Here is a 23,819-nt window from a genome sequence, read left to right as displayed (position 1 = left end):
GCCCGAGGCGGGGTGGTGGGTGGCTGTGCTGGGGGCCGTCGGAAAGCCCTTCGTCGGGTGCTGTCCGTGGCGCATAGGATTGGGCGCGCGTCACGACCCGGCGCACGGGCCGGCTCCGGTCACACGGCGCCCGGGTCCACGCTCAGGAACCCAGCCCGTTCACCCGCAATCCAGCCCGAACCCAAGCCAAGAACCCAGAGGATCGCTGCATGCCTGGCATCACGCGCGAGGAGGTCGCCCACCTCGCTCGGCTGTCGCGTCTTGAGCTGAAGGACGAAGAGCTCGACCACTTCGCCGAACAGCTCGACGTGATCATCGGCGCGGTCGCCCGCGTTTCCGATGTCGCCTCCGAGGACGTCCCCCCGACCTCCCACCCGCTGCCGCTGACCAACGTCATGCGGCCGGACGAGGTCCGCCCGTCGCTGACCCCGCAGGAGGCGCTGTCCGGCGCCCCCGCCCAGGAGCAGCAGCGTTTCAAGGTTCCGCAGATCCTGGGTGAGGAGTGACCACCGTGCCGGGTACCACCGACCTGACCAAGCTCACGGCGGCCGAGACCGCCGCCCGGATCGCCTCCGGCGAGGTGACCGCGGTCCAGGTGACCGAGGCCCACCTCGACCGGATCGCCGCCGTCGACGAGAAGGTGCACGCCTTCCTGCACGTCGACCGCGAGGGCGCGCTCGCGCAGGCCCGCGCCGTGGACGACAAGCGCGCCCGTGGCGAGAAGCTGGGCCCCCTCGCGGGCGTCCCGCTGGCGCTGAAGGACATCTTCACCACCAAGGGCGTGCCGACCACCGTCGGTTCCAAGATCCTCGAGGGCTGGATCCCGCCGTACGACGCGACGCTCACCCAGCGGCTGAAGGCCGCCGACGTCGTCATCCTCGGCAAGACCAACATGGACGAGTTCGCCATGGGCTCCTCCACCGAGAACAGCGCGTACGGGCCGACCGGCAACCCGTGGGACCTGACCCGCATCCCGGGTGGCTCCGGCGGCGGTTCGTCGGCCGCGCTCGCCTCGTACCAGGCCCCGCTGGCGATCGGCACGGACACCGGCGGCTCGATCCGCCAGCCCGCCGCCGTGACCGGCACGGTGGGCGTCAAGCCGACCTACGGCGCCGTCTCGCGGTACGGCATGGTCGCCTTCTCCTCCTCGCTCGACCAGGGCGGGCCCTGCGCCCGTACCGTCCTCGACGCGGCGCTGCTGCACGAAGCCATCGCCGGGCACGACCCGCTCGACTCCACCTCGATCGACGCGCCGGTGCCGTCGGTGGTGGCGGCGGCGCGCGAGGGCGACGTGGCGGGCCTGCGCATCGGCGTCGTCAAGGAGTTCAGCGGCGAGGGCTACCAGGCCGGCGTGATGCAGCGGTTCAACGAGTCCGTCGAGCTGCTGCGCGAGCTGGGGGCCGAGGTCGTCGAGGTCTCCTGCCCGTCCTTCGACCGGGCCCTGGCCGCGTACTACCTGATCGCGCCGTCCGAGTGCTCCTCCAACCTGGCCCGCTTCGACGCCATGCGCTACGGGCTGCGCGTCGGCGACGACGGCACCCGGTCGGCCGAGGACGTCACCGCGCTGACCCGCGAGGCGGGCTTCGGCGACGAGGTCAAGCGGCGGATCATGCTCGGCACGTACGCCCTGTCCTCCGGGTACTACGACGCGTACTACGGCTCCGCGCAGAAGGTGCGCACGCTCATCGCGCGCGACTTCGAGCGGGCCTTCGCGTCGGTGGACGTGCTGATCTCGCCGACCACGCCGACCACCGCCTTCCCGATCGGTGAGCGCGCGGACGACCCGCTGGCGATGTACCTTGCCGACCTGTGCACCATCCCCTCCAACCTGGCGGGGAACGCGGCGATGTCGCTGCCGTGCGGCCTCGCCCCCGAGGACGGGCTGCCGGTGGGTCTGCAGATCATCGCCCCCGCCATGGCTGACGACCGGCTGTACCGGGTAGGCGCGGCGGTCGAGGCGGCGTTCGTCGACCGCTGGGGCCACCACCTGCTGGAGGAGGCACCGGCCCTGTGAACGCCGTCTGTACGAGCGTCACGCGTACGGCCGCCGGGGCGCACCCGACGACGACATCCGCCCCGCGGCACGGTGCGGGTAAGGAAGCGAAGAGGAGCAGCCTGTGAGTGGCAAGCTTGAGAAGGCCAAGGGGTTCAGGAAGTCGAAGCCCGGCCTCTACCTTTCCATCGGCACCTCCCTGTTTGGCGTAGTCAGCGTCATCAAGCAGGGCAAGAAGGCCCGCTACGAGAACGACACGTTGCAACTCCTGGACGCCGCGGTGTCCGCCGCGGCCATCGCCACAGGTGTCGCTCTGCTCTTCCGTGAGCTCAAGCGGCTCGGCGACGACGACGTTCTGCTGGGCTGAGAGGGTTAGTTTTCCGTGACCGTCACTGAACTGGTGTCGTACGAGGACGCGCTGGCCACCTACGAGCCCGTCATGGGGCTTGAGGTGCACGTGGAACTCGGCACCAAGACCAAGATGTTCTGCGGGTGCTCGACCGCCCTGGGCGCCGAGCCGAACTCGCAGACCTGTCCCACCTGTCTCGGCATGCCCGGCTCGCTGCCGGTGGTCAACGCCGTCGGCGTCGAGTCCGCCGTCAAGATCGGCCTCGCGTTGCACTGCGAGATCGCCGAGTGGTGCCGCTTCGCCCGGAAGAACTACTTCTATCCGGACATGCCGAAGAACTTCCAGACCTCGCAGTACGACGAGCCGATCGCCTTCAACGGCTATCTGGACGTCCAACTGGAGGACGGGGAGGTCTTCCGGGTCGAGATCGAGCGCGCCCACATGGAGGAGGACACCGGCAAGTCCACCCACGTGGGGGGCGCCACCGGTCGCATCCACGGTGCCTCGCACTCCCTCCTGGACTACAACCGCGCCGGCATCCCGCTCATCGAGATCGTCACCAAGCCGATCGTCGGGGCGGGGGAGCGCGCCCCGGAGGTCGCCAAGGCGTACGTGGCCGAGCTGCGCGAGCTGATCAAGGCGCTCGGCGTCTCCGAGGCCCGCATGGAGATGGGCCAGATGCGCTGCGACGTCAACCTCTCGCTGCGCCCGAAGGGCGCCGAGAAGTTCGGCACGCGCTCGGAGACGAAGAACGTCAACTCGCTGCGCTCCGTCGAGCGCGCCGCGCGCTTCGAGATCCAGCGGCACGCGGCCGTGCTCGGCGCGGGCGGCACGATCCTCCAGGAGACCCGGCACTTCCACGAGGAGGACGGCTCCACCACCTCCGGCCGGATCAAGGAGGAGGCCGAGGACTACCGGTACTTCCCCGAGCCCGACCTGGTGCCGGTGGCGCCGTCCCGGGAGTGGGTCGAGGAGCTGCGGGCTGGGCTGCCGGAGCTGCCGCGGGTGCGGCGCAACCGGCTGCGCGAGGAGTGGGGCATCTCCGAGCACGAGATGCAGTCGGTCCTCAACGCGGGCGTCATCGACCTGATCACCGCCACCATCGAGGCGGGCGCCGACGCGGCGTCGGCCCGCAAGTGGTGGATGGGTGAGCTGGCCCGGCGCGCCAACGAGGAGGGCATCGACCCCACCGCGCTGCCCATCACCCCGGCCCAGGTCGCGCGGGTCGCGGCGCTGGTCGCCGAGGGGGCGCTCAACGACAAGCTGGCCCGACAGGTCATCGAGGGCGTCCTCGCGGGCGAGGGCGACCCGGACGCGGTGGTCGACAAGCGCGGCCTGAAGGTCGTCTCGGACGAGGGCGCGCTCGGCACCGCCGTGGACGAGGCCATCGCCGGCAATCCGGCCATCGCGGACAAGATCCGCGGCGGCAAGGTGGCCGCCGCGGGCGCGCTGGTCGGCGCGGTCATGAAGGCCACCCGCGGCCAGGCCGACGCGGCCCGGGTGCGCGAGCTGATCCTGGAGCGGCTCGGCGTCACCGAGTAGCGCACCGGCGCGAGCGGCGCGGCCTCGGGTCGCGCGGCCCGAGGTGACGACGGCGGCGGGTCCCCGGTGGGGGCCCGCCGCCGACGCGTGTGCGGGCCGGCCGGCGCGCGGCCGGTCGGGCCGGGCCGGCGGGGCAGTCGGCGAGCGGGCCGCCGGGCGGGGCCGGGCGGGCGCGCGGCGCGCGCGTCCGGCCCCGGGCGCCGGCGCCCGCCCCGCCCCGGCGCTTGCCCCGTCGCCCGCTCGCTCGGGTTACGTCGTGCCGATCATGATCGCCAGCGGCCCGTTCTTCTCCGTCGGTTCGTCGGGCGCGCTGATCAGCTTCTGGCCCAGGCACAGGTGTCCACGCGCGTAGCGCACCTGCCCACCGGCCTCGGCGGACGCCTCGGTGTCCCGGCCGGCCGCGCCGGCGCGTAGCACCCGTGTCTTGGCGTGGGTGCGCGGATCGACGCGCCGCACGGCGCCGCCGGCGCCGCCCAACGTCGTCTCCTGGTACGCGAGGACCGCGCCCTTCTCGCCCAGGCCCAGGACGCGCAGGTTGGCGGTGCGGCCGTCGGCGCTGATATGCGGAGTTGTCCAGCACATCTCGCCACCGAGGGGGATTTCCCGCTGCGCCGAACCGTCGCCGAGTGGATATCCGGTGACCCTCTCGACGCCCGCCTTCATGAGATTACGGTCGGTCGTCCACATGCCCTCCACGTTGATCGGGTCTTTTCCCGCCTTCGGGGTCGGAATCTCGTGGAGATTGCGGGCCTCGGGCGGTTCCTTCTTGTCCGAAGCGCCGGACGAGTCGTCGCCCGAGGTGACGAGCCAGGCGCCGCCGGCCAGCGCGAGGCCACTACGACCACCACGGCGACCACCGCCAGGGTGCCCGCCGGGGTGCGGTTGCCGTGCCGGCGACGGTCGCCGCGCCGTGGGGATGAACCGCTCCCGGCCCCGTCCCCTGCCCCGTGGCAGGGCCGCCGGGCGCCGGCTGTCCGAAGGGCGCGCCGCCACCGGAAGAGGGCGGCGGCGCGCCGGCTGTCCGAAGGGCGCGCCGCCACCGGAAGAGGGCGGCGGCGCGCCGCCGCCCTCGGCCACCGATGGCCCGCTGCCCGGCGGCGGTGGCGGCGGGTAGCCGTAGCCGCTCGGGGCGGCCGGTGCGGCGGCGGGACCTGAGGCCGGTGAGGGGGCTGGGTCATGGGAATGCCTCATTGCGGACGCCGGCGAGCCGTTCACGTTCCCCCGCGCTCCGGGAGTGATATCCCCCGGAAAAGAAGCGAACCGTAAGCGACGCCCGTTATTCATCGAGCAACTGGCAGTGCAATTGCGGGAGTTATTTCTCCCACCCGGTACGGAAGAGGCATGGGCGTCCCGCGACGGGCGCCACGCGGGGAAGCGGCGGGGCGCCCCTCGGGGTTGACCCTGACGCTAACGACAACCTTTTAGCGTCCACGCATGGTGAAGGAGACGGAGATGCGCATCGGGGAACTGGCCCAACGGACCGGAGTCACTCCCCGCGCGCTGCGCTACTACGAACAACAGGGCCTGCTCGCCCCCGAGCGGGCCGCCAACGGCTACCGCGAGTACGGCGCGCTGGACGGCGTACGGGCCGCGAACATCCGGGAGTTGCTGAGCGCCGGACTGACCGTCGAGGACATCCGGCCGGCCCTGGAACAGGGCTGCCTCGACGTGCCGCTGCGGGAGCGCGCCGGGTGCGCCGACGCGTTGCGTACGGCCACCGACCGGCTCGCGGCCCTGGACGAACGCATCGCGGCCCTGCACGGCCTGCGCAACCGGCTGGCCCACCACATCGACGAGGTCCGCTCAGCCGCCGAGCCGCCCCGGCCGACCGCGCTGACCGCCGGCTCCGTGCGCTCCGTCCGCTCCGTGCGGGCCGGGCAGGCCGGGCAGGCCGTGCCGGTGTCCGAGGGGCGGCCCTGATGGTCGACACCACGGCGCGGGCCGGCCAGTCGTCCACCGGCGCGCCGATCAGTCGCGTCCTCCCCCTGGCGCTGGCTACCTTCGCGGCCGGCACCGACGACATGGTCATCGCCGGCGTACTCCCGGACATCGCCGCCGACCTGCGCGTCAGCGAGGCGAACGCCGGACAGCTCGTCACCGCGTTCGCCCTCACCTACGGCATCGGCACGCCCGTCGTCGCCGTGCTCACCGCGCGGTTCTCGCGGCGCGGCGTGCTCCTCGGCGGGCTTGGCGCGTTCGTCGCGCTCAACCTGCTGGCCTCCCTGGCGCCTTCGTACGGGGCGCTGCTGGCGCTGCGCGTGCTCGCGGCCGTGGCCGCCGCCGCCATCACGCCCGCGGCCCTGGCCATGGCCGCGACCATGGCCCCCGACCACCGGCGCGGCAGGTACCTCGGCCTGGTCATCGGCGGCCTCACCGTCTCGCTGGTGGTAGGCGTGCCACTGGGCACCTGGATCGGCGGCGGCCATGGTTGGCGGGCGACGATGCTCTTCGTCGCGGGGCTCGGCGCGCTCGCGTGGTGCGGGGCGCTGGCCGTGCCCCGTGCGTCCGCGACGGGCGCCGACACGGGGCCGGGCGGCGCGGCGGCGGAGGCCGCGACGGAGGGGGGAGCGGGGCTGCGCGGGCGGCTGGCCCCGCTGCGGCAGCGTCCCGTGCTCGGCGTGCTGCTCATGATCGTGATCGCCGCGTCCGGCGGCATGATGCAGATGACCTACGTCTTCCCGGTGCTCCGCGCCGCTGGACACGGCATCGGCCACGACGACGTCGCCCTCACCATCACGTTGATGGGGTGCGCCGGCGCCGTCGCCGCCTGGCTCGGCGGACGCGGGGCCGACCAGTGGGGCCCGCGCCCGACGGTGGTGGCCGCCGAACTCGGCCACGGCGCCGCGCTGGTGGCCGTCGCCTTCCTGGCCTGGGTCGGCGACATGCCGTACGCCGCGCTCGCCGCGGCCATGATGCTGGTCGCCCTCTTCGCGTGGTCGCTCACCCCACCGCTCCAGATGCTGCTGCTCTCCCTGGCGCCAGGGGCCGGCATGGAGGTGCTGGCGTTGCAGACCAGCGCCCTGTTCCTCGGGGCGTCGCTGGGTGGCGTGCTCGGCGGGCTGCTGCTGGCGCACGGGTCCGCGGCGGCGATACCGCTCGCGGGCGGCCTGTTGCAGTTCGCCGGCCTCGCGCTGCTGCCGCGGCGACGGGGCGACTGACGGGGCGGTGGCGGGGCGCTTGACGGGGCGACGGGGCGCCCGGCCGGGCGCCGGACGGGGCGGGCGCGGGCTGCCCCGTGCCCCGTGCCCCGTGCCCCGTGCCCCGTGCCCCGTGCCCCGTGCCCCGTGCCCCGTCGGGACGGTGCCGGGGGCGTGGCGCGACCCGGGGCGTGGCGCCGCCGCGTTCCGGCTAGGGCTCCGCCGGGGCGGCGGCGTCCCGTCAGCCGTCCGTACGCCCGCTGAACAGGACGTCGTGCTCCCACTCCGCGCGTGGCTGGGCGTGCAGGCGCCAGTAGTGCTCGGCGATGGCGTCCGGATCGAAGGCCGTGCCCGGCGCGACCGGGCCGTCCACGGTGATCGCCGCCACGTGCACGCCGGCCGGCCCGTACTCCTGGTCCAGCAGCGAGACCAGCGCGCGGACGCCGGCCTTGCCGAGGGAGAGGCTGACGTACCGCGGTACCGGCCGTGGCATGCCGCTCGTGACGAGGAACGTGCCGCTGCCGCGCCGCGCCATCGTCGGTGCCACGTGCGCGGCGGCGGTGTGCGCGCCCACCACGTTGACCGCCCAGGCGTCGAGGTGTCCCTGCGCGCTGAGTTCGCCGACACGGTCCGGGCGGACGATCGCCGCGTTGTAGACCACGACGTCGGGCGGTCCGAACCGGCCGGCCGCAGCGTCGAGCGCGGCCCGCAGCGCCGCCTCGTCGGTGACGTCCGCGGTCAACGCGGCCACCCGCGCGCCGGGCTCCGCTCCCGCCGCCGTTGTCGTGCCCGTCTCGGGCGAGCCGCCGGTGGCATCGAGCGCCCGCGCCCCCTCGTCCACCGTCCGCCGGGTCCGCGCGATGAGCGCGACCGGCATCCCCGCCCGCGCGAACCGCCGCGCGACGGCCTGACCGATCCCCGGCCCCGCCCCGATCACGACCGCTCCGGACATGGCTCGACTCCCTTCCTCAAGATCACGTACGGCCTGAGGCTAGGGGTTGCCATGGATGTGAAGGTCAAGCGGCCGATCCCGGACCGGGCACGGGGCACGACGTACGGTGCGCTGGGCACGGGGCACGGAGCCCGACGTACGGAGCACGGGACCTCAGCACGGGTCCGACGTACGGGGCACGGGCACGGGGCACGGGGCCCGACGTGCGGGGCACGGGGCACGGGGCACGACGCACGGAGCGCGGGGCCTGACGCACGGAGCACGGAGCACGGGGCCCGACGTACGGGGCCCGGGGCGCGGTGCCCCGGGGCGCGTCGGATGCGGCCCCGTCGTGGCCCCACCGGCCCCCGCCACCGGTACCGGCCGCGCCGGCTGCCGCCGGAGCCCGGACGACGACGGGGCGTCAGTCGCACGCCCGCGCGGGGTCGGCGCCGGGCCTCGTTCACCAATGCGCCACTTTGGTACCTATCGTGTGCCATGCGGCTGCAGTACGGTCCCCACCACACGTAACCAATGGTGTACGACCGGACCATTAGCTGCCGACCAGGAGGAAGAGCGTGGCATCGGAGATATCTCGCAGGCGGGCACTGGCACTTGGGACGGGCGGGGCGGGGCTCGTCGCGGCGGGCTCGCTGCTGCCGCCCTCGCTCCAGCAGGCGCTGGCCCACCAGGCGACCGAGCGGGGCCACGAGCGGCACCACGGCGGGGGGCTGCGCGACATCCGGCACGTCGTGGTGCTGATGCAGGAGAACCGATCCTTCGACCACTACTTCGGCATGCTGCGCGGCGTACGGGGCTTCGGTGACCGCAACGCCATCGAACTTCCGCGCGGCGGGAGCGTCTTCGAGCAGCCCGGCGCGCTCGGCGTCGGCACCGTGCTGCCGTTCGGCGTCCGCGCCGCCGCCGCGGCGCAGCAGAAGGAGCTCCAGTACATCGGGGACCTCGACCACAGTTGGCAGGGCGGCGCGAAGGCGTGGCGGGACGGCTGGATGGACGGCTGGGTCACCGCGAAGACCGCCGCGACGATGGCGTACTACGACCGGTCCGACATCCCGCTGCACTACGAACTGGCCGACACGTTCACCGTCTGCGACGCGTACCACTCCTCCATCCACTCCTCGACCAGCCCCAACCGCAACCACCTCGTGAGCGGCTGGACGGGCTTCGAGCCCGGCGGGACGCGCGCGGTGGGCAACGACGCGTACTCCGAGGACAAGCACCCCGGTTACGCCTGGCCCACCTACGCCGAGCGGCTGGAGAAGGCCGGCCACTCCTGGCAGGTCTACCAGGAGTGGGACAACTTCACCGACAACAACCTGGAGTTCTACGCGAGCTTCAAGGCCGTCGCGCGGAAGGCGCTGGCCAGGGTCGAGGGCGTGCGGAACATGACCGCCTTCTACGACAGGCTCGCCGCCGCCGACGCGGCCGGCCGCAAGCAGCTCACGGACCTCCTCGACGCGGGCGTGCGCGCCCTGAGCGCGAGCGAGCGCAGCCTGTTCGAGCGGGCGCTGCGGCGCGGCGAGCCGGGCACGACGGCCACCGCGTTCGCCGCCGACGTCGCCGCCGGGACCCTGCCGAAGGTGTCCTACATCGTGCCTTCCGCCGCCGACTCCGAGCACCCGGGAGCCTCCTCCCCGGTCGCCAGCGCCACCCTCGTCTACAAGGTGCTCGACGCGCTCGGCAACAACCCCGACGTGTGGCGGCACACCGCGCTCTTCCTCACCTACGACGAGAACGACGGCTTCTACGACCACGTGCCGCCGCCGGTGCCGCCGTCGGGCACGGACACCGAGTTCTGGCAGGGCAAGCCGACCGGCCTCGGTATCCGGGTGCCGATGCTGGTGATCTCGCCGTGGACGGTGGGCGGCTACGCCTGCTCGGAGGTGTTCGACCACACCTCCATCGTCCGCTTCATGGAGCGCTGGCTCGGCGTTCGCGAGCCGAATATCAGCGCATGGCGCCGCACCGTCTGCGGCGACCTCACGTCCGCGTTCGACTTCTCGCGCCGCCGCCAGCTGCCCGAGGTGGAGCAGCCGGGCGCGATCCCGCCCTTCGACGGGCGCTGGCGGCCCAAGCCGCCGACCGACCAGCGGCTGCCCAAGCAGGAGCCGGGCACCCGGCCGGCCCGCCCGCTGCCGTACGGGCCGGACGCGGACGGTCGCCTGGACGCGGACGCGGCCGTCTTCCGGCTCGCGCTGCGCAACACCGGCCGCGCCAGCGCGCACCTGGCGCTGTACCCGTACGCCGACGAGTACGCCACGCCCCAGCACCGCGACGTGCCCGGCGCCGGACGCCACCAGCACGGGGTGGACAGGGCAGCCGCCGCGTACACGGAGCACGGGGCCGCGGAGCACGAGGCGCTGGCCGCCGGGCACGGTCGGGGACGGGGCCGGCACGAGCGGGGCGAGGCGTGGAACGTGCCGGTCAAGAACGGCGCGTACCGCTTCACCCTCACCGGGCCGGGCGGCTTCCGCCGCGAGTTCGCCGGCACCGCCCGTGGCGCGGCGGCCCGGGTCGCGGTCCGCACCCGGATCGACGAGCGCCGGCGCGAACTGCACCTGTCCCTGGAGAACGCCGGGGACGCCCCGCTGACCTTCACCCTCAAGCCGCTGGCCTACTCCGACGCCGCGCCGCGCACCGTCACCCTCGCCCCGGGCCGCACGCGCACCCTGCCGTTCCCGACGCGTGGCGCGCACGGCTGGTACGACCTGGCGCTCACCGTCGCGGAGGACGAGACCTTCCGCCGCCGTCTGATGGGGCACATCGAGAACGGGGCGGAGTCCGTGACGGGCTGAGGCCGGGTCGCGCCTCAGGCGCCACGGCGAAATCGCCAGAGATCCCTTCAAGGCCGCGGTTAACGGTCACCATGGCCCAGTTGTGGGGTAACCCACAAAGCGGTCAAAGGATCTCCGCGGGCTGTCAGAGTGCTGCGCGGGACCCGCCGCTCCTTCGTCGGCAGGCGGCGGGCCCCGTGCCCACCTGTTCCCCGCGCACGCTGCCCAGCCCCGGCACCCACCGGCGGTGGGCGGTGCACAATCCGGAAGCGACCCAGCACGCCATGGCCGCACTCGCCCGGTGGTGCCTCAAGCGCCGCCTCGTCGTCATCGTGCTGTGGCTGGCCGTCCTCGCGGGCACCGCCTCGGCCGCCGCCGTGGCGGGTTCCACGTACTCCAACGACTACGACGTGCCGGGCACCGAGTCGGCGCGGGCCGCCGCGCTGGCGGCCAAGGCGTTTCCGGACCAGGCGGGCGACGGCGACCGCGTCGTCTGGCACACCGACCCGGGCCGCGAACCGGTCCGCTCCGCCACCGTCGAGGCCCGGATGACCGGCGTCCTCGACCGGATCGCCGACCTGCCCGGGGTGGCCGCCGTCGGCAGCCCCTACGCGGCGCCCGACGGGGCGCGCCAGATCAGTCCCGACGGACATACCGCGTACGCGACCGTGACCTTCGAGCGGCCCGCCGACGACCTGCCGGCGAGCCAGCCGCGCGCCGTGGTGGACGCCGCGCGCGCCGCCGCGGGTGACGGGCTCCAGGTCGAGGCCGGGGGCAGCGCCATCGCGCTCACCGAGAAGCCCGACACGCACCTCAGTGAGGTGATCGGCATCGCCGTCGCCGCGGTCGTGCTCTTCGTCGCGTTCGGCTCGCTCGCCGCCAGCCTGCTGCCGATCATCACGGCCGTGGTGGCCGTGGGCACCGCCACGCTGGGCATCACCCTGCTCGGCCACATCATGACCGTCGCCGACTTCGCGCCGATGCTCGGCATGCTCATCGGCCTCGGCGTGGGCATCGACTACGCGCTGTTCATCGTCACCCGGCACCGTCAGGGGCTCAGGGCCGGGCTGTCGGTGCCCGAGGCCGCCGAGCGCGCCGTGGCCACCACCGGGCGCGCCGTGGTCTTCGCCGGCGGCACCGTCTGCGTCGCCCTGCTCGGCATGCTCATCCTGCGCCTGAGCTTCCTGAACGGCGTGGCCGTCGCCGCCTCGCTCACCGTCGTACTGACCGTCGCCGCCTCCGTCACGCTGCTGCCCGCGCTGCTCGGAACCATCGGGCTGCGGGCCCTCAGCCGCCGCGAACGGCGCCGGCTCGCCGCCGGCGCACGCCCGGCCGAGGCGCCCACGGGGCTCGCCGCCCGCTGGTCCGGGTTGGTCGAGCGCCACCCCCGGCTGCTCGGCGGCCTCGCCGCGGCCGTCATGCTCGTCCTGGCCCTGCCGACCCTCTCGCTCCACCTGGGCACCTCCGACCAGGGCAACAACCCGATCGGATCGACCACGCGCCAGGCGTACGACCTCCTCGCCGGCGACGGCGCGAACGACGGCGGCGCGGGCAGCCCCGGCGCGGGCAGCCCCGACGCGGACGGCGGCGGCGCTGGCGCGACCGGCGGCGGCTCGAACGGGGCCGCCGGGGACGCGGCGGCCGGAAGCGGCTTCGGACCCGGCGTCAACGGGCCCCTGACGCTGGTCGCCCACCTCGACGGGGCGGCCGACCGGGTCGCCCTGAGCCGCCTGGAGGACGCCCTTCGGGACACCGAGGGCGTCGCCTCCGTCCAGGGCCCCGCGTCCGCCGACGCGACCGCCCCCAGCAGCGGCGACACCAGCGTGATCACCGTCATCCCGGAGACCGCCCCGCAGTCCGAGCGGACCAGCGAACTGGTCGACCGACTCCGCACCGAGGTGATCCCGGCCGCCGAACGCGGCACCTCGCTGGAGGTCCACGTCGGCGGCCTCACCGCGAGCTACGACGACTTCGCCGAGGTCATCGTCGGCAAGCTGCCGCTGTTCGTAGGCGTCGTGGTCGGCCTCGGGTGCCTGCTCCTGCTGCTGGCCTTCCGCAGCGTCGGCATACCCGTCAAGGCGGCGATCATGAACATCGCCGCCGTCGCCTCCTCCTTCGGCGTCATCGTCGCCGTCTTCCAGTGGGGCTGGGGCAGCGAGTTCCTGGGCCTGGGCCGGGCGGGACCGATCGAACCCTTCCTACCCGTGATCATGATCTCCGTGCTGTTCGGCTTGTCGATGGACTACCAGGTGTTCCTGGTCAGCCGGATGTACGAGGAGTGGCGAGAAACCGGCGACAACCGCCGCGCCGTGCGCGTCGGACTGGCCGAAACCAGTCGGGTCATCAACTCGGCCGCCGTGATCATGATCGCCGTCTTCGCCGCCTTCGTCCTCAGCGGTGACCGCATCATCGCCATGTTCGGCATCGGCCTGGCCGTCGCCGTCGCCCTGGACGCCTTCGTGCTCCGTACGCTCCTGGTCCCGGCCCTGATGCACCTGCTGGGCGGCGCCAACTGGTGGCTCCCCGGCTGGCTCGACCGCTGGCTGCCCCGGCTCAGCATCGAGCCACCGGAGCGCGCGGAGACAGCGCCGAGGCGTGTGGCGGAGTTGGCGCAGCGCGCGGAGGCCCCTGAGCACGCGGGCGTGCCGTAGTACGGGATGGCGCCGGGGTACGGCGTGCGGAGGCGCCGGGTGGTGTTCGTGGGGCCGGGCGGCGTTCGGGGGGCGTCGGTACGGGCCGACGGGTTCGTGCGGGTCGAGTGTTCGGATGGGCCGAGTGTTCGTGTGGGCCGAGGCGCCCGCGCCGTACGCACGGAGCACGGAGCACGGAGCGGTGATCCTGCCTGAGGGCACGGGGCACGGGGCACGGAACGCCGGGCACGGGGCGTGGCCCAGCAACCCGCCGCCCGCACCGCGTGACTGGTGAGACGGGTGCGGTGGGTGCGGTCGGTGTGCGGGGCACGCGGGCGGGCGGCGGAGCGTACGACGGGGCGCGGGGCGTCGAACGACGGTCGCCGGCCACCCTAGGGTTGCCCCGTGCAGAGCCCCATGGACGACAGCGCGCCCCCGGGCCACCAGGCCCGGGCCCCCAAGGACACCGCAGCGCGGCCCACTCCGACCAACGTCGTGGGCCTGTCACCGACGTTCACCGACCCGCTGTGGCGGATACCGGTCCGCCTGCGCCCCGTGGAAGTGGCCCTGCTGCGCACCGCGCCGCTACGGCGCCTGCACTTCGTCGCCCACGGCGGAGCCTCGACGCTCAGCACCCTCCAGTCGTACACCCGGCTGGAACACAGCCTCGGAGTCCTCGCGCTGGTCGCGCACTTCCGCCCGGATGACGCGCCGCTCCGGGTTGCCGCGCTCGTGCACGACATCGGACACCTGCCGCTGAGTCACACCTTCGAGGGCATCGAAGGGCTCGATCATCACGCGATCGGCTTGCGGTTGCTGCGGGCCGACCCGGTCCGCCGCGTGCTGGCGAGCCACGGGGTGTGCGCCGCCGCGGTCGCCGCCGCGCTCGCCGGAGAACCGCCGTCACCGCTCGGCAACCGCATCGGTCTGCTGCACCTCGACCATCTCGACTCGTACGTGCGCAGCGGTCGGGCCGCCGGGCGGCTCAAGACCGACCCCGCCGTGATGCTGTGCCGGATCGACCTCCGCGACTCCGTGGTCTCCACCGACCGCGAGACCGCCGCCACCCTCGTCGACCTGATCACCGCGGAGGCGCGGCTGCACACCTCCTGGGACAACGTGGGCCCGACGTCGGTGGTCCGCCGCCTGGCCCGGCGACTGCTCGACGCCACCCCCCTCACCCCCGACGAACTGGCCCGCCTCACCGACCCGCAACTCTGGTCGGCGCTCGACGCGTGCGCCAGCACGCGGGCGGAGAGCGCCCTGGTCCGGTACGAGCCGCACCGGCTGGAGGTCAGGGCCGGGCACGCCCCCGACGAGCAACGCGGCTGGGACTTCTCGCTCCGCGAGGTCTACCGCTCCGCGCCGCTGGTGGCCGGCCAGCGCATCGAGGCGGCGGCACCCGAACTGGCCGCGGAGTTGGCCGCCCTGGGCGCGCTGCCCACCACGTTCCGCGTCTGGTGGAGCTGAGCGAGCGCCGGCCTGTCGACGGCCCGCGACCGCTCGCCCCACGCCCCCACAGGCGCCCAGCACGCCACCGGAGCGCCGCACCGTGTCCCGCCTCCGCCTCACGCACGGCGCTCCGTGCTCCGTGCCCCGTGCCCCGTGCCCCCAGGCAGGCTCACCGCTCCGTGCCCCGTGGCCCGGCCCCGTGCCCCGGCTAAGCCGCGCCCACCTCCCTAAGTCGCCCCGCTAAGGCACCTCACCGCGCGCCCCGGCCCCGTCAGCCCCGTGGGGCCGGGAGTCCTAAGGCCCCGGGGCACGCGGAAATCAGGCACTCGCCCGATGTGGCCGACCCCTCTGAGTCGCGAAGCTGGAGGCACAACGAAGGCAGGCCGGAGCGGGGCTCACGAGGCCCCCGCCGCCCCTGCCGGACCACCACCCACCAGGAGAGCCCGATGTTCCACTACGAACTGCACCAGCTCCGCCAGCGCGACCTGGTCCGCGAGGCCAGCAGCGACCGCCGTGTCCGCGAGGCCACCGGCCGCTTTGTCGCCCGCCGTTCTGCCAGCGACGAAGCGGAGGGGCGGGTGAGTCCGCCCAGAGGCCGCCGCGCGGTCCCACCGCGCCGCGCCACCGCCTGACGGGGCTCACTGACCCGACGCTCGCCCCGTCGCCCCGTACGGAGCCACCTCACCCCACGGCTCCGTACGGGGCACCCCCTTTCCCCGCCCCGTGCTCCGCGCCTCGTCCTCCGTACGAGGCGCGCCCCGTGCGAGGGTCCGTGCCCCGCGTGAGCGATACCGCCCAGCGCCCCAGGCCCCGTGGGGGACTCGCCGCTCCGTGCTCCGTGCCCCGTGCTGCGTGCCCCGTGCTCCGTGCTCCGTGCTCCGTGCTCCGTGCTCCGTACGAGGGGTACCGCCCAGCGCTCCGTGTCCCGTGCGAGGGCCCGCACCCCCGCCCCGTAACCACCCGCGCCCCACGCCGCGAGGACGGCGCCCCGCGCCCCGATCGCCCCGCACCGTCATCGGAGTTCTGGCCATGTCCACCCCCGAGCCCGTTCCCGCGCCCCCCGGCCAGGGCGGTCCCTCGCCCCGTCCTGGGCCTCGCCCCGGGCCCCGTACCGTCCCCGGGGCCGCGCTGCGCGCCGTGCCGCCCCGTACGACGGAAGCCGGCACGGCGCTCCGGGCCGGCGCCGTCGCGTTCGGCGGAGCCGATGGCGCGTCGCACGTCCGCGACGGATTTCCCGCTGCGTTGTCGGACGTCTGTGCGATGCTCGGCACTGTGACTACCACGTCCGTCAGCCCGGTCTTCGTCGGCCGCACCGAGGAGCTGGGCGCGCTCTCCGACGCGCTCGGCCGCGCCGCCGTGCGGCAGCCCCAGGCGTTGCTGCTCGGCGGCGAGGCCGGCGTGGGCAAGACGCGGCTGGCCGAGGAGTTCCTGAACGCGGCCCGCGCGGCCGGCGCCCTCACGGCGCTGGGCGGGTGTGTGGAGATAGGCGTCGACGGCCTGCCGTTCGCGCCGATCTCCACCGTGCTGCGCGCGCTGCGCCGGCAGTTGGGGGAGGAGCTGGACCGCGCCGCCGCGGGCCAGGAGGGCGAGCTGGCCCGGCTGCTGCCCGAACTGGGGGAGACCGCGCCGGAGTCGCGGGACGAGGACGGCCGGGCCCGGCTGTTCGAGCTGACGGCGCGCCTCCTCGAGCGGCTCGCCACCGAGCGCACGCTGGTACTCGTCATCGAGGACCTGCACTGGGCGGACCGCTCCACCCGCGAGCTGCTCGGTTACCTCTTCCGCTCCGTGCAGCGCGCGCGACTGGTCATCCTCGCCACCTACCGTTCCGACGACATCCACCGCCGCCACCCGCTGCGCCCCTTCATCGCCGAGATCGACCGCATGCGCACCGTGCGCCGCATCGAGCTGGCGCGCTTCAACCGCGCCGAGGTGCACGCGCAGATAGCGGGCATCTACGGCACCGAGCCCGACCGGCAGTTGGTGGACCGGGTCTTCGAGCGAACCGACGGCAACGCCTTCTTCGTCGAGGAGATCGCCCACAGCATCACCGACGGAGCCCAGTGCGGGCTCAGCGAGTCGCTGCGCGACCTGCTGCTGGTGCGGGTCGAGGCGCTGCCCGACGACGCCGAGCGGGTGGTGAGGATCGTGGCGGAGGGCGGCTCACGCGTGGAGCACGCGCTGCTCGCGGCCGTCGCCAGGCTCGGCGAGGACGAGCTGATCGAGGCGCTGCGCACCGCCGTCGGCTCCAACATCCTGCTCCCGACAGACGACGACAACGGCTACCGCTTCCGGCACGCCCTCGTCCGCGAGGCCGTCACCGACGACCTGCTGCCGAGCGAGCGCGCCCGGCTCAACCGGCAGTACGCGACGGCCCTGGAGGCCGACCCCGGACTCGTACGGGAGGACGAGTACGAGGCGCGGCTGGCCAGCTACTGGTACTACGCGCACGACCCGGCCAAGGCGCTGCCCGCCGTGCTCGCCGCCTCCGTCAAGGCCCGCCGCCGGCATGCCTACGCCGAGCAACTGGGCCTCCTGGAGCGGGCCATGGAGCTGTGGGAGGACGTGCCGTCCGAGGTCAGGACGGCGCAGCGGCCGATGGACAAGGCGGGTGCCTACCCGGCCTGCGCCGTGCGGGAGGACGGCGCGCTGCGCCACCTGGACCTGCTCGCGGAGGTGGTCGTGGCCGCCCACCTGTCCGGGCAGCGCGAGCGGGCGCTGGCCATCACCAAGCGCGCGCTGCGCACGGTGGACGAGGCGCGGGACCCGCTGCGGGCCGCCTGGTTCTGGACCCAGCGCTCCAAGATCATGGAAGGGCTGGCGCGGGGCGACGGCTGGGCCGAGCTGAGCCGGGCCCAGGAACTGGTGCGCGGCCTGCCGCCGTCGGTGGTGCACGCGGACGTGCTCGCCGCGGCGGCCGGCTGGCTGGCGGTGCACGAGCCGGGGCCGGACAGCTACACCGCCGCGGAGCGCGCCGTGGAGTTGGCCCGCCTCGTCGGCGCGGACGAGTTGGAACTGCACGCGCGGGTGACGCGCGGCAACCTCATGATCGACTCCGGTGACGTGGACGGCGGCCTGGCCGAGATGGCCGACGCCGCGGCCCGCGCCGTCGACGGCGGGTACATCAGCGTGATAGCCCGCTGCCACGTCAACCTTGCGTCGGCCCTGGAGGGCCTCGGCCGGTCGGCCGAGGCGGTCGAGGTCGCGCGCGAGGGCGTACGGACGGCGCAGCGCTTCGGGCTCGTGGACACCAAGGGCTGGACGTACGGGAACATGGCCGAGTCGCTGATCTCGCTGGGCCGTTGGGACGAGGCGCTGGAGGCCACGCGGAAGACGGAGCGGTTCGGCCAGGGCAGCAAGCCGCGCGGCGCGGCCGCGAGCCGGCGCGCACAGCTCGCGCTGCTGCGCGGCGAGTGGGCCGCGGCCCAGGAGCAGCACCTCGCCTCCCGCGAGTTCTACGGCACCCACGACCCGCAGCCGCAGTACACCATCACGCTCGCCCGGCACGCCCTGACGCTGGCCGCGCTCCACGGCGACATCCTCCGGGCTCGCGCCCTCCTGGCCGAGGCACTGGACTTCGGCATTCCGGTCGGCACCCAGCGCTACGCCTGGCAGTTGTTGCTCGCCGCCGCCACCGCGGAGGCCGAGGCGCGCGGCCTGCCCGTCGCCGAGGCGGGCCGGGCCGAGGCGCTGGAGCGCGTCCGCACGGCCGCGAAGCGACTCGCCCAGCCCGTACCGATCTGGCGGGCGTACGGCCTGATGGTGGCGGCCGAACTACTGCGCGCCGAGGGCCGCGACACGCCCGCGCACTGGAGCGAGGTCGCCGCCGCCCTGGCCCCGCTGGACCGCCCGTACGAACTGGCCCAGGTCCGCTACCGCTGGGCCGCGGCCCGCCTCGCCGCCGGCGACGCGCCACCGGCGACCGCCCCGCCCCCCGCGACAGCGGTGCCGCCGCCCTCGGCCTCGATGACCCCCGCCGTCACCACCCCCGGCGCCGATCGCGCCGCCGAACCGGCCGTCGTCGGCCCCGCGCGCGAGCACGCCGCGTCCCTGCTGGCGCGGGCGTACGACACGGCGGACCGACTGGCCGCCCAGCCGTTGCGCGAGGCGATCACCCTCCTGGCGGCGCGCGCCCGACTCCCGCTGCCGTCCACCGGCGCCGGGCGCCCCCGCTCCGTCGGCGCGCCGGCCGACGCCGGTAACCGGCGGGCGGTCACCGCGGGCCACCCGGGACCCGAGCCGACCAACGGGGCCCACCTCGCGCACGGCGCCGCCGAACCAGCCGCGCGCACCGACGCTGGCCCGGCCACCGGCGCCCACGCCGACGACCCGGCCGACGCCTTCCGGCTGACCCGGCGCGAGCGCGACGTGCTCCGTCTGGTGGCCGTCGGCCGGAGCAACCGGCAGATAGCCGAGGAGTTGTTCATCTCCCCGAAGACGGCCAGCGTCCACGTCTCCAACATCCTGTCCAAGCTGGAGGTCTCGGGCCGCGGCGAGGCGGCGGCCATGGCCCACCGGCTGCGCCTGGTGACCCCGGTGGAAACGGCGTAGCCACCTCCCGCGCCGAGGCCGGCGGGGCGCGTCAGCTCACCTTCAACCGGAGGACGCGGTCGTCCTGACCCTTCGGGTCGCCCCGCCCGTCCGTGTTGCTCGTGGTCAACAACAGGGTGCCGTCGTCCGACGCCTGAACGGTGCGCAGCCGCCCGTACTTCCCGACGAAGAACTCCTGCGGCTCCGCCACCGGCCGGGTGCCGTCCAGCGGAACGCGCCACAGGCGCTCGCCGCCGAGCGCCGCCATCCACACGGAGCCGTCCACGATGGCGATGCCGCTGGGCGACGCCTCGCTGGTCTTCCACTGCTCCACCGGGTCCACGAAACCCCGCTCCGCGGCCTCGCCGTCCTTGCCCCTGCCCTCGACCTCGGGCCAGCCGTAGTTGCCGTCCGGCTTGATCAGGTTGAGTTCGTCCCAGGTGTCCTGGCCGAACTCCGCGGCCCACAGCCGCTTCTGCTTGTCCCAGGCCAGCCCCTGCACGTTGCGGTGACCGTACGAGTAGACGACCGAGTCGGGGGACGGGTTGTCCTCCGCCGGCTCCCCGTCCGGCGTCATCCGCAGGATCTTGCCGCCGAGCGAGTCCTTGTCCTGGGCCAGTCCGCGGTCCCCGCTCTCGCCCGTGCCCACGTACAGCATCTTGTCCGGGCCGAACGCGATCCGCCCGCCGTTGTGGATGGTGCCCTTGGGGATGCCCTTGAGGATGGTGTCGGGCGCGCCCAACTGCTGCCCCGCGGGGCGCCTCTCGTCGTAGATCATGCGCGCGACACGGTTGTCCGACTCGGTCGTGAAGTACGCGTACAGCATGCGGTCCGCGCCGAAGGTGGGCGACACGGCGATCCCGAGGAGCCCGCCCTCCCCGCCGGGCGAGGCGCCGGGCACCGAACCGAGCTCGGTCCGCTTGCCGTCATCGCCCCCGATCCGCACCACCTTGCCCTCGTCGCGCAGGGCCACCAGCAGATCGCCGTCGGGCAGCTCGACGACGCCCCACGGCGCGCTCAACTTCTGCGCCACGGTGGCCACCACCTTCGCGGTGCCCTTCTTGGGCGGCGCGGAGTGCGAGGGACTCGCCGACGGCCCGTCACCGCCCTTCTTGGCCGACGACGACGGAGTGCCCGGAGTCCGCCCCAGGAGCGGGCCGTCACCGCCGTCGTCCGAGCAACCGGACACGAACAGCAGCGTGGCCGCGGCGAATGCGGCGGTAACACCGGTACGTCGCACGATGGTTTCCTTCCACTGAGCACGAGCAACTGGCCCGGGCGGCCCTGGCCCAGACGGCGAGTGAGATCGGGACGCGACCCTGGTTCCTTATACACCGTGCCCTGCTCATCGCCGCTGCCACACGGACTGGCGGGATGCCGGAGGGTCACCCTGCTGCCTGGCCTAGTGTGCGTACGACGGCTCGCGGGCGAGGCCGCTTCGGGGGTGTGGTGGTCGCCGCGGGGCGGCTGTCGCCTGCTATCGAAAGCACTGCGTGCTACGGCGCTGCCGCTAGGCACGCATCAATGCGGCACCACACTTCCGGCAAGGAGCGATTCCCTCAATGCTGAGAGAGCACAACCCGCCGACCAGTACCGAACCCTGGCTCTCCATCGCCAGTTCCCACTCCCAGGTGCCTGGTCGGGACCTCCTTCCCTCTCCCGGCACCACCTTCACCGCGTGGATGAGCGGGCGACACATGAGGGACCTGGACGGGCTCCTGCGACAGTTCTGGGACGACTTCGGGTTCCCAGACTATTTCGGTTGGAATCTCCCCGCGCTCAACGACTGCCTGAGCGATCTCGCCTGGCTTCCTGCGGACCACTTCGTACTGGTCATCGAGGAGGCACAGGAGATTCTGGACGGAGATCCCGCGTCGCTCCCGGATTTCCTGGACATTCTGCTACGGACCGGAGAGCGGTGGTCCACTGTCCAGCGCCCCGACGGCAGCACTCGGGCGAGGTTCCACACTCTCCTCGTATGCGACGAGCCCGCCACGCCGCGTTTACGGAACGCTGCGCTCGCGAAGCGTCGACAACAGAGCCCAGGCACGCTCGGCACCAAGCGAGGCTAAGGGCCATGGACGGAGCAGGAGTGCGGACGCTTGCCGGTCTTGTGCGCTGTGAAGCAGCCAATAAGCCATCCGGCAAGGGGAAGCAGCCAGACGGCGGAACCGCGTTCTGTCATCCCATGCCAGCGAACCGGACACGCCGCCCCACGCACCCGCCCACCACCGCGCGCCCGACCCACCCCCGCCGTCCGGGCGAAACGTTCAGTCCCACGATCGCTCAGTCCCACGACCCCCGCGCCGGCGGCAGCGCGGCGATCTCCGCCAGGTCCTGCTCCGTCAGGCGCAGCCGCTCCGCGTCCGCGTTCTCCGTGGCCCAACGTTCCTTCTTGGTGCCGGGGATCGGCACGATGTGCCGCCCCCGGGTGAGCAGCCACGCCAGCGCCACCTGGGCCGCCGTGGCTCCGTGGCGTTCCGCCACTCGGCGCAGGCCGACGACGATCGGCTGGTTGGCGGCCATCATCTCGCCCGTGAAGCGCGGGTGGCGGGCACGTACGTCCTCCGGTTCGAAGCCCTGACCGGGCGTCAGCGTGCCGCTGAGGTAGCCGTTGCCCAGCGGCATCGCGGCGAGCACGCCGACGCCGCGCGAGGCGCACCAGGGCACGAGCGTGTCCAGGGCCTCCGGCGACCACACCGACAGCTCGGCCTGTACGCAGCTCACCGGGAACACCTGCTGGACCCGTTCGAGCTGGTGGATGGTCGCGTCGTGCAGTCGCGCCGGGGCCGTTGCCCCGGCGCGTGCTCCGGCGCGTCGCAGTTGACCGCGCGCTCCTACGGCGCACAGCCCCAGCGCCCGCACCTTGCCGGCCGCGACGAGTTCCGCCATGGCGCCCCAGGTCTCCTCGATGGGCACCTCGGGGTCGGCCCGGTGGAGCTGGTAGAGGTCGATCCGGTCCGTCTGGAGCCGGCGCAGCGAGGCGTCGCAGGCCCGCTTGACGTAACCGGGGCGCCCGTTGGCGACGACGTGTTGCTCCCCGACGAGCAGTCCGCACTTGGTCGCGACGAAGGCTTCGGCGCGCCGCTCCTTGAGCACCCGTCCGACGAGCAGCTCGTTGGTGAAGGGGCCGTACATGTCGGCGGTGTCCAGCAGACTGACGCCGCGGTCGAGCGCGGCGTGCACGGTGCGCAACGAGCTCTCGCCGCTCTGCTGCGAGCTGGTGTACGCCCAGTTCATGGGCATGCACCCGAGCCCGATGGCGCCCACCGACAGCGCCCCCGCACCGATTGTCCTGCGCTCCACCTGCCCGCACCCCTCCCGTGCCGGCCCCCAACGTAACGTCTGCGCGCCGGTGCCTTTCGCATAGCCTCCTGTCATGCCTGCATATGACAGTGAAACGGCGCGCCCCGTGGTGTGGCTGCCCCTCCCGGCCGAGGACATCGACGACCTGCCGGAGGGCCTGGAGTACGCCTTCTGGGACGCGGGGGACGAGTACCCGACGGACCCGGCCCGCTGCGTCTTCTACTGCGTCCCGTACATGAAGGGCGCGGAGCCCTCCGTACGGCCGCTCGCCCAGATGTCCCGGGTGCGGGTCGTGCAGACGCTCACGGCGGGTGTCGACCACATGGAGTCAGGGCTGGCCTCGTTGCCGCCCGGCGCTCAGTTGTGCAACGCGCGCGGTGTCCACGACGCGAGCACCGCCGAGCTCGCGCTGACGCTCACGCTGGCTGCGCTGCGTGACATCCCGGGGTTCGTACGCGCCCAGGATGCCGAGCGCTGGAGCACCGCATTCCGGCCAGCGCTCGCTGACCGTTCCGTGCTGATTGTCGGGTACGGCGCGATCGGTTCGGCGATCGAAGACCGGCTCACGCCCTTCGAGTGTGCGCGGGTGACGCGCGTCGCGCGCTCCGCCCGCGAGACCGAGCGCGGCCCCGTGCATCCACTCGCGGCGCTGCCCGAGCTGTTGCCCGACGCGGACGTGGTGATCTTGGCGCTGCCGCTCACCGAGGCGACTCGTTCCCTGGTCAGCACCAGTTTCCTAGGGCGGATGAAGGACGGCGCGCTGCTGGTGAACGTCGCCCGCGGCGCGATCGTGGACACCAAGGCCCTGCTCGCCGAGTTGGAGACGGGCCGGCTGCGGGCGGCGCTCGACGTCACCGACCCGGAACCACTGCCGCCGGGCCACGCGTTGTGGCACGCTCCAGGAGTCCTCATCACTCCGCATGTGGGCGGCCCGTCATCTGCCTTTCTGCCGCGTGCCCGGCGGTATCTGCGGGATCAGCTGCACCGGTTCGTAGCCGGTGATCCCCTGCACAACGTGGTCGTGACGGCTGGCTGAAACGCGGCCAAGCAGTACCCGGAATGCACACTTCCGGCACACTGCGAAATCACGTGATTGCTCAAAGTGTTGACGACCCCCTCCCTGGTTACGCTGTGTAGATGACCTATGTCCCTGAGTG

At 73.7% G+C, this 23,819-nt stretch carries 17 protein-coding genes; 13 read left to right on the top strand and 4 right to left on the bottom strand.

Translation table 11 applies throughout. The features are described 5' to 3' along the window. Positions 1-209: 209 nt before the first annotated feature. The 4 genes from gatC to gatB all read left to right on the top strand — a co-directional run bounded on the left by gatC (position 210) and on the right by gatB (position 3,884). Positions 210-506, top strand: coding sequence for an Asp-tRNA(Asn)/Glu-tRNA(Gln) amidotransferase subunit GatC (gene gatC, locus H7H31_RS08415; protein ID WP_187060759.1), 297 nt, complete (start codon positions 210-212; stop codon positions 504-506). 5 nt (positions 507-511) lie between these two features. Then, the gene (gatA, locus tag H7H31_RS08410; RefSeq protein ID WP_187060758.1) at positions 512-2,014 is read left to right on the top strand and encodes an Asp-tRNA(Asn)/Glu-tRNA(Gln) amidotransferase subunit GatA; all 1,503 of its coding nucleotides are present in this window, start codon (positions 512-514) and stop codon (positions 2,012-2,014) included. Between the two features lie 103 nt (positions 2,015-2,117). Beyond that, positions 2,118-2,360, top strand: a complete 243-nt coding sequence (locus H7H31_RS08405; protein ID WP_187060757.1) for a hypothetical protein — start codon at positions 2,118-2,120, stop codon at positions 2,358-2,360. 15 nt (positions 2,361-2,375) lie between these two features. Next, a complete protein-coding gene (gene gatB, locus H7H31_RS08400) occupies positions 2,376-3,884 on the top strand; it encodes an Asp-tRNA(Asn)/Glu-tRNA(Gln) amidotransferase subunit GatB (RefSeq protein ID WP_176164284.1) in 1,509 nt (502 codons plus the stop codon). 249 nt (positions 3,885-4,133) lie between these two features. Here the strand turns inward: gatB and H7H31_RS08395 are convergent, their stop codons facing one another. Further along, positions 4,134-4,877, bottom strand: coding sequence for a hypothetical protein (locus H7H31_RS08395; protein ID WP_187060756.1), 744 nt, complete (start codon positions 4,875-4,877; stop codon positions 4,134-4,136). Between the two features lie 441 nt (positions 4,878-5,318). On the opposite strand from H7H31_RS08395, the gene H7H31_RS08390 reads away from it, so the two are divergent. Then, positions 5,319-5,804, top strand: coding sequence for a MerR family transcriptional regulator (locus H7H31_RS08390; protein ID WP_308284246.1), 486 nt, complete (start codon positions 5,319-5,321; stop codon positions 5,802-5,804). Continuing rightward, positions 5,804-7,042, top strand: coding sequence for an MFS transporter (locus tag H7H31_RS08385; RefSeq protein WP_187060755.1), 1,239 nt, complete (start codon positions 5,804-5,806; stop codon positions 7,040-7,042). The genes H7H31_RS08390 and H7H31_RS08385 overlap by 1 nt, the downstream gene beginning before the upstream one ends. Positions 7,043-7,262: 220 nt before the next feature. On the opposite strand, the gene H7H31_RS08380 is transcribed toward H7H31_RS08385, so the two are convergent. Then, positions 7,263-7,973: an SDR family NAD(P)-dependent oxidoreductase gene (locus tag H7H31_RS08380; protein ID WP_187061192.1), complete on the bottom strand. Its 711-nt coding sequence runs from the start codon at positions 7,971-7,973 to the stop codon at positions 7,263-7,265. Positions 7,974-8,530: 557 nt separating this feature from the next. Between H7H31_RS08380 and H7H31_RS08375 the strand changes: the two genes are divergently transcribed. The 5 genes from H7H31_RS08375 (at position 8,531) to H7H31_RS08355 (ending at position 19,377) form a co-directional block, all read left to right on the top strand. Beyond that, positions 8,531-10,768 carry a phosphocholine-specific phospholipase C gene (locus H7H31_RS08375; protein WP_187061191.1) on the top strand — a complete coding sequence of 746 codons (2,238 nt, stop codon included), beginning with the start codon at positions 8,531-8,533 and terminating at the stop codon, positions 10,766-10,768. A 263-nt stretch (positions 10,769-11,031) separates the two neighbouring features. After that, positions 11,032-13,398 carry an MMPL family transporter gene (locus H7H31_RS08370; RefSeq protein ID WP_187061194.1) on the top strand — a complete coding sequence of 789 codons (2,367 nt, stop codon included), beginning with the start codon at positions 11,032-11,034 and terminating at the stop codon, positions 13,396-13,398. 384 nt (positions 13,399-13,782) lie between these two features. Beyond that, positions 13,783-14,847 carry an HD domain-containing protein gene (locus H7H31_RS08365; protein ID WP_232109740.1) on the top strand — a complete coding sequence of 355 codons (1,065 nt, stop codon included), beginning with the start codon at positions 13,783-13,785 and terminating at the stop codon, positions 14,845-14,847. A 428-nt stretch (positions 14,848-15,275) separates the two neighbouring features. After that, the gene (locus tag H7H31_RS08360) at positions 15,276-15,461 is read left to right on the top strand and encodes a hypothetical protein (RefSeq protein WP_187061190.1); all 186 of its coding nucleotides are present in this window, start codon (positions 15,276-15,278) and stop codon (positions 15,459-15,461) included. Between the two features lie 628 nt (positions 15,462-16,089). Beyond that, positions 16,090-19,377 carry a helix-turn-helix transcriptional regulator gene (locus H7H31_RS08355; RefSeq protein WP_187060473.1) on the top strand — a complete coding sequence of 1,096 codons (3,288 nt, stop codon included), beginning with the start codon at positions 16,090-16,092 and terminating at the stop codon, positions 19,375-19,377. A gap of 31 nt (positions 19,378-19,408) precedes the next feature. Here the strand turns inward: H7H31_RS08355 and H7H31_RS08350 are convergent, their stop codons facing one another. Next, a complete protein-coding gene (locus tag H7H31_RS08350; protein WP_187060472.1) occupies positions 19,409-20,596 on the bottom strand; it encodes a PQQ-dependent sugar dehydrogenase in 1,188 nt (395 codons plus the stop codon). A gap of 322 nt (positions 20,597-20,918) precedes the next feature. Here H7H31_RS08350 and H7H31_RS08345 point away from each other — a divergent pair, with 322 nt between their 5' ends. Continuing rightward, complete coding sequence (locus H7H31_RS08345) at positions 20,919-21,428, top strand: barstar family protein (RefSeq protein ID WP_187060471.1); 510 nt, start codon at positions 20,919-20,921, stop codon at positions 21,426-21,428. A 214-nt stretch (positions 21,429-21,642) separates the two neighbouring features. Here the strand turns inward: H7H31_RS08345 and H7H31_RS08340 are convergent, their stop codons facing one another. Further along, positions 21,643-22,662 carry an aldo/keto reductase gene (locus tag H7H31_RS08340; RefSeq protein WP_187063770.1) on the bottom strand — a complete coding sequence of 340 codons (1,020 nt, stop codon included), beginning with the start codon at positions 22,660-22,662 and terminating at the stop codon, positions 21,643-21,645. A 73-nt stretch (positions 22,663-22,735) separates the two neighbouring features. On the opposite strand from H7H31_RS08340, the gene H7H31_RS08335 reads away from it, so the two are divergent. Next, a complete protein-coding gene (locus tag H7H31_RS08335; RefSeq protein WP_187063769.1) occupies positions 22,736-23,698 on the top strand; it encodes a 2-hydroxyacid dehydrogenase in 963 nt (320 codons plus the stop codon). Positions 23,699-23,819: the final 121 nt, after the last annotated feature.

Source organism: Streptomyces buecherae, assembly GCF_014295035.1.
Classification (GTDB): domain Bacteria; phylum Actinomycetota; class Actinomycetes; order Streptomycetales; family Streptomycetaceae; genus Streptomyces; species Streptomyces youssoufiensis.
Note: the sequence above shows the minus strand (reverse complement) of the source record. Positions and strands in the feature narration are given on the sequence as shown.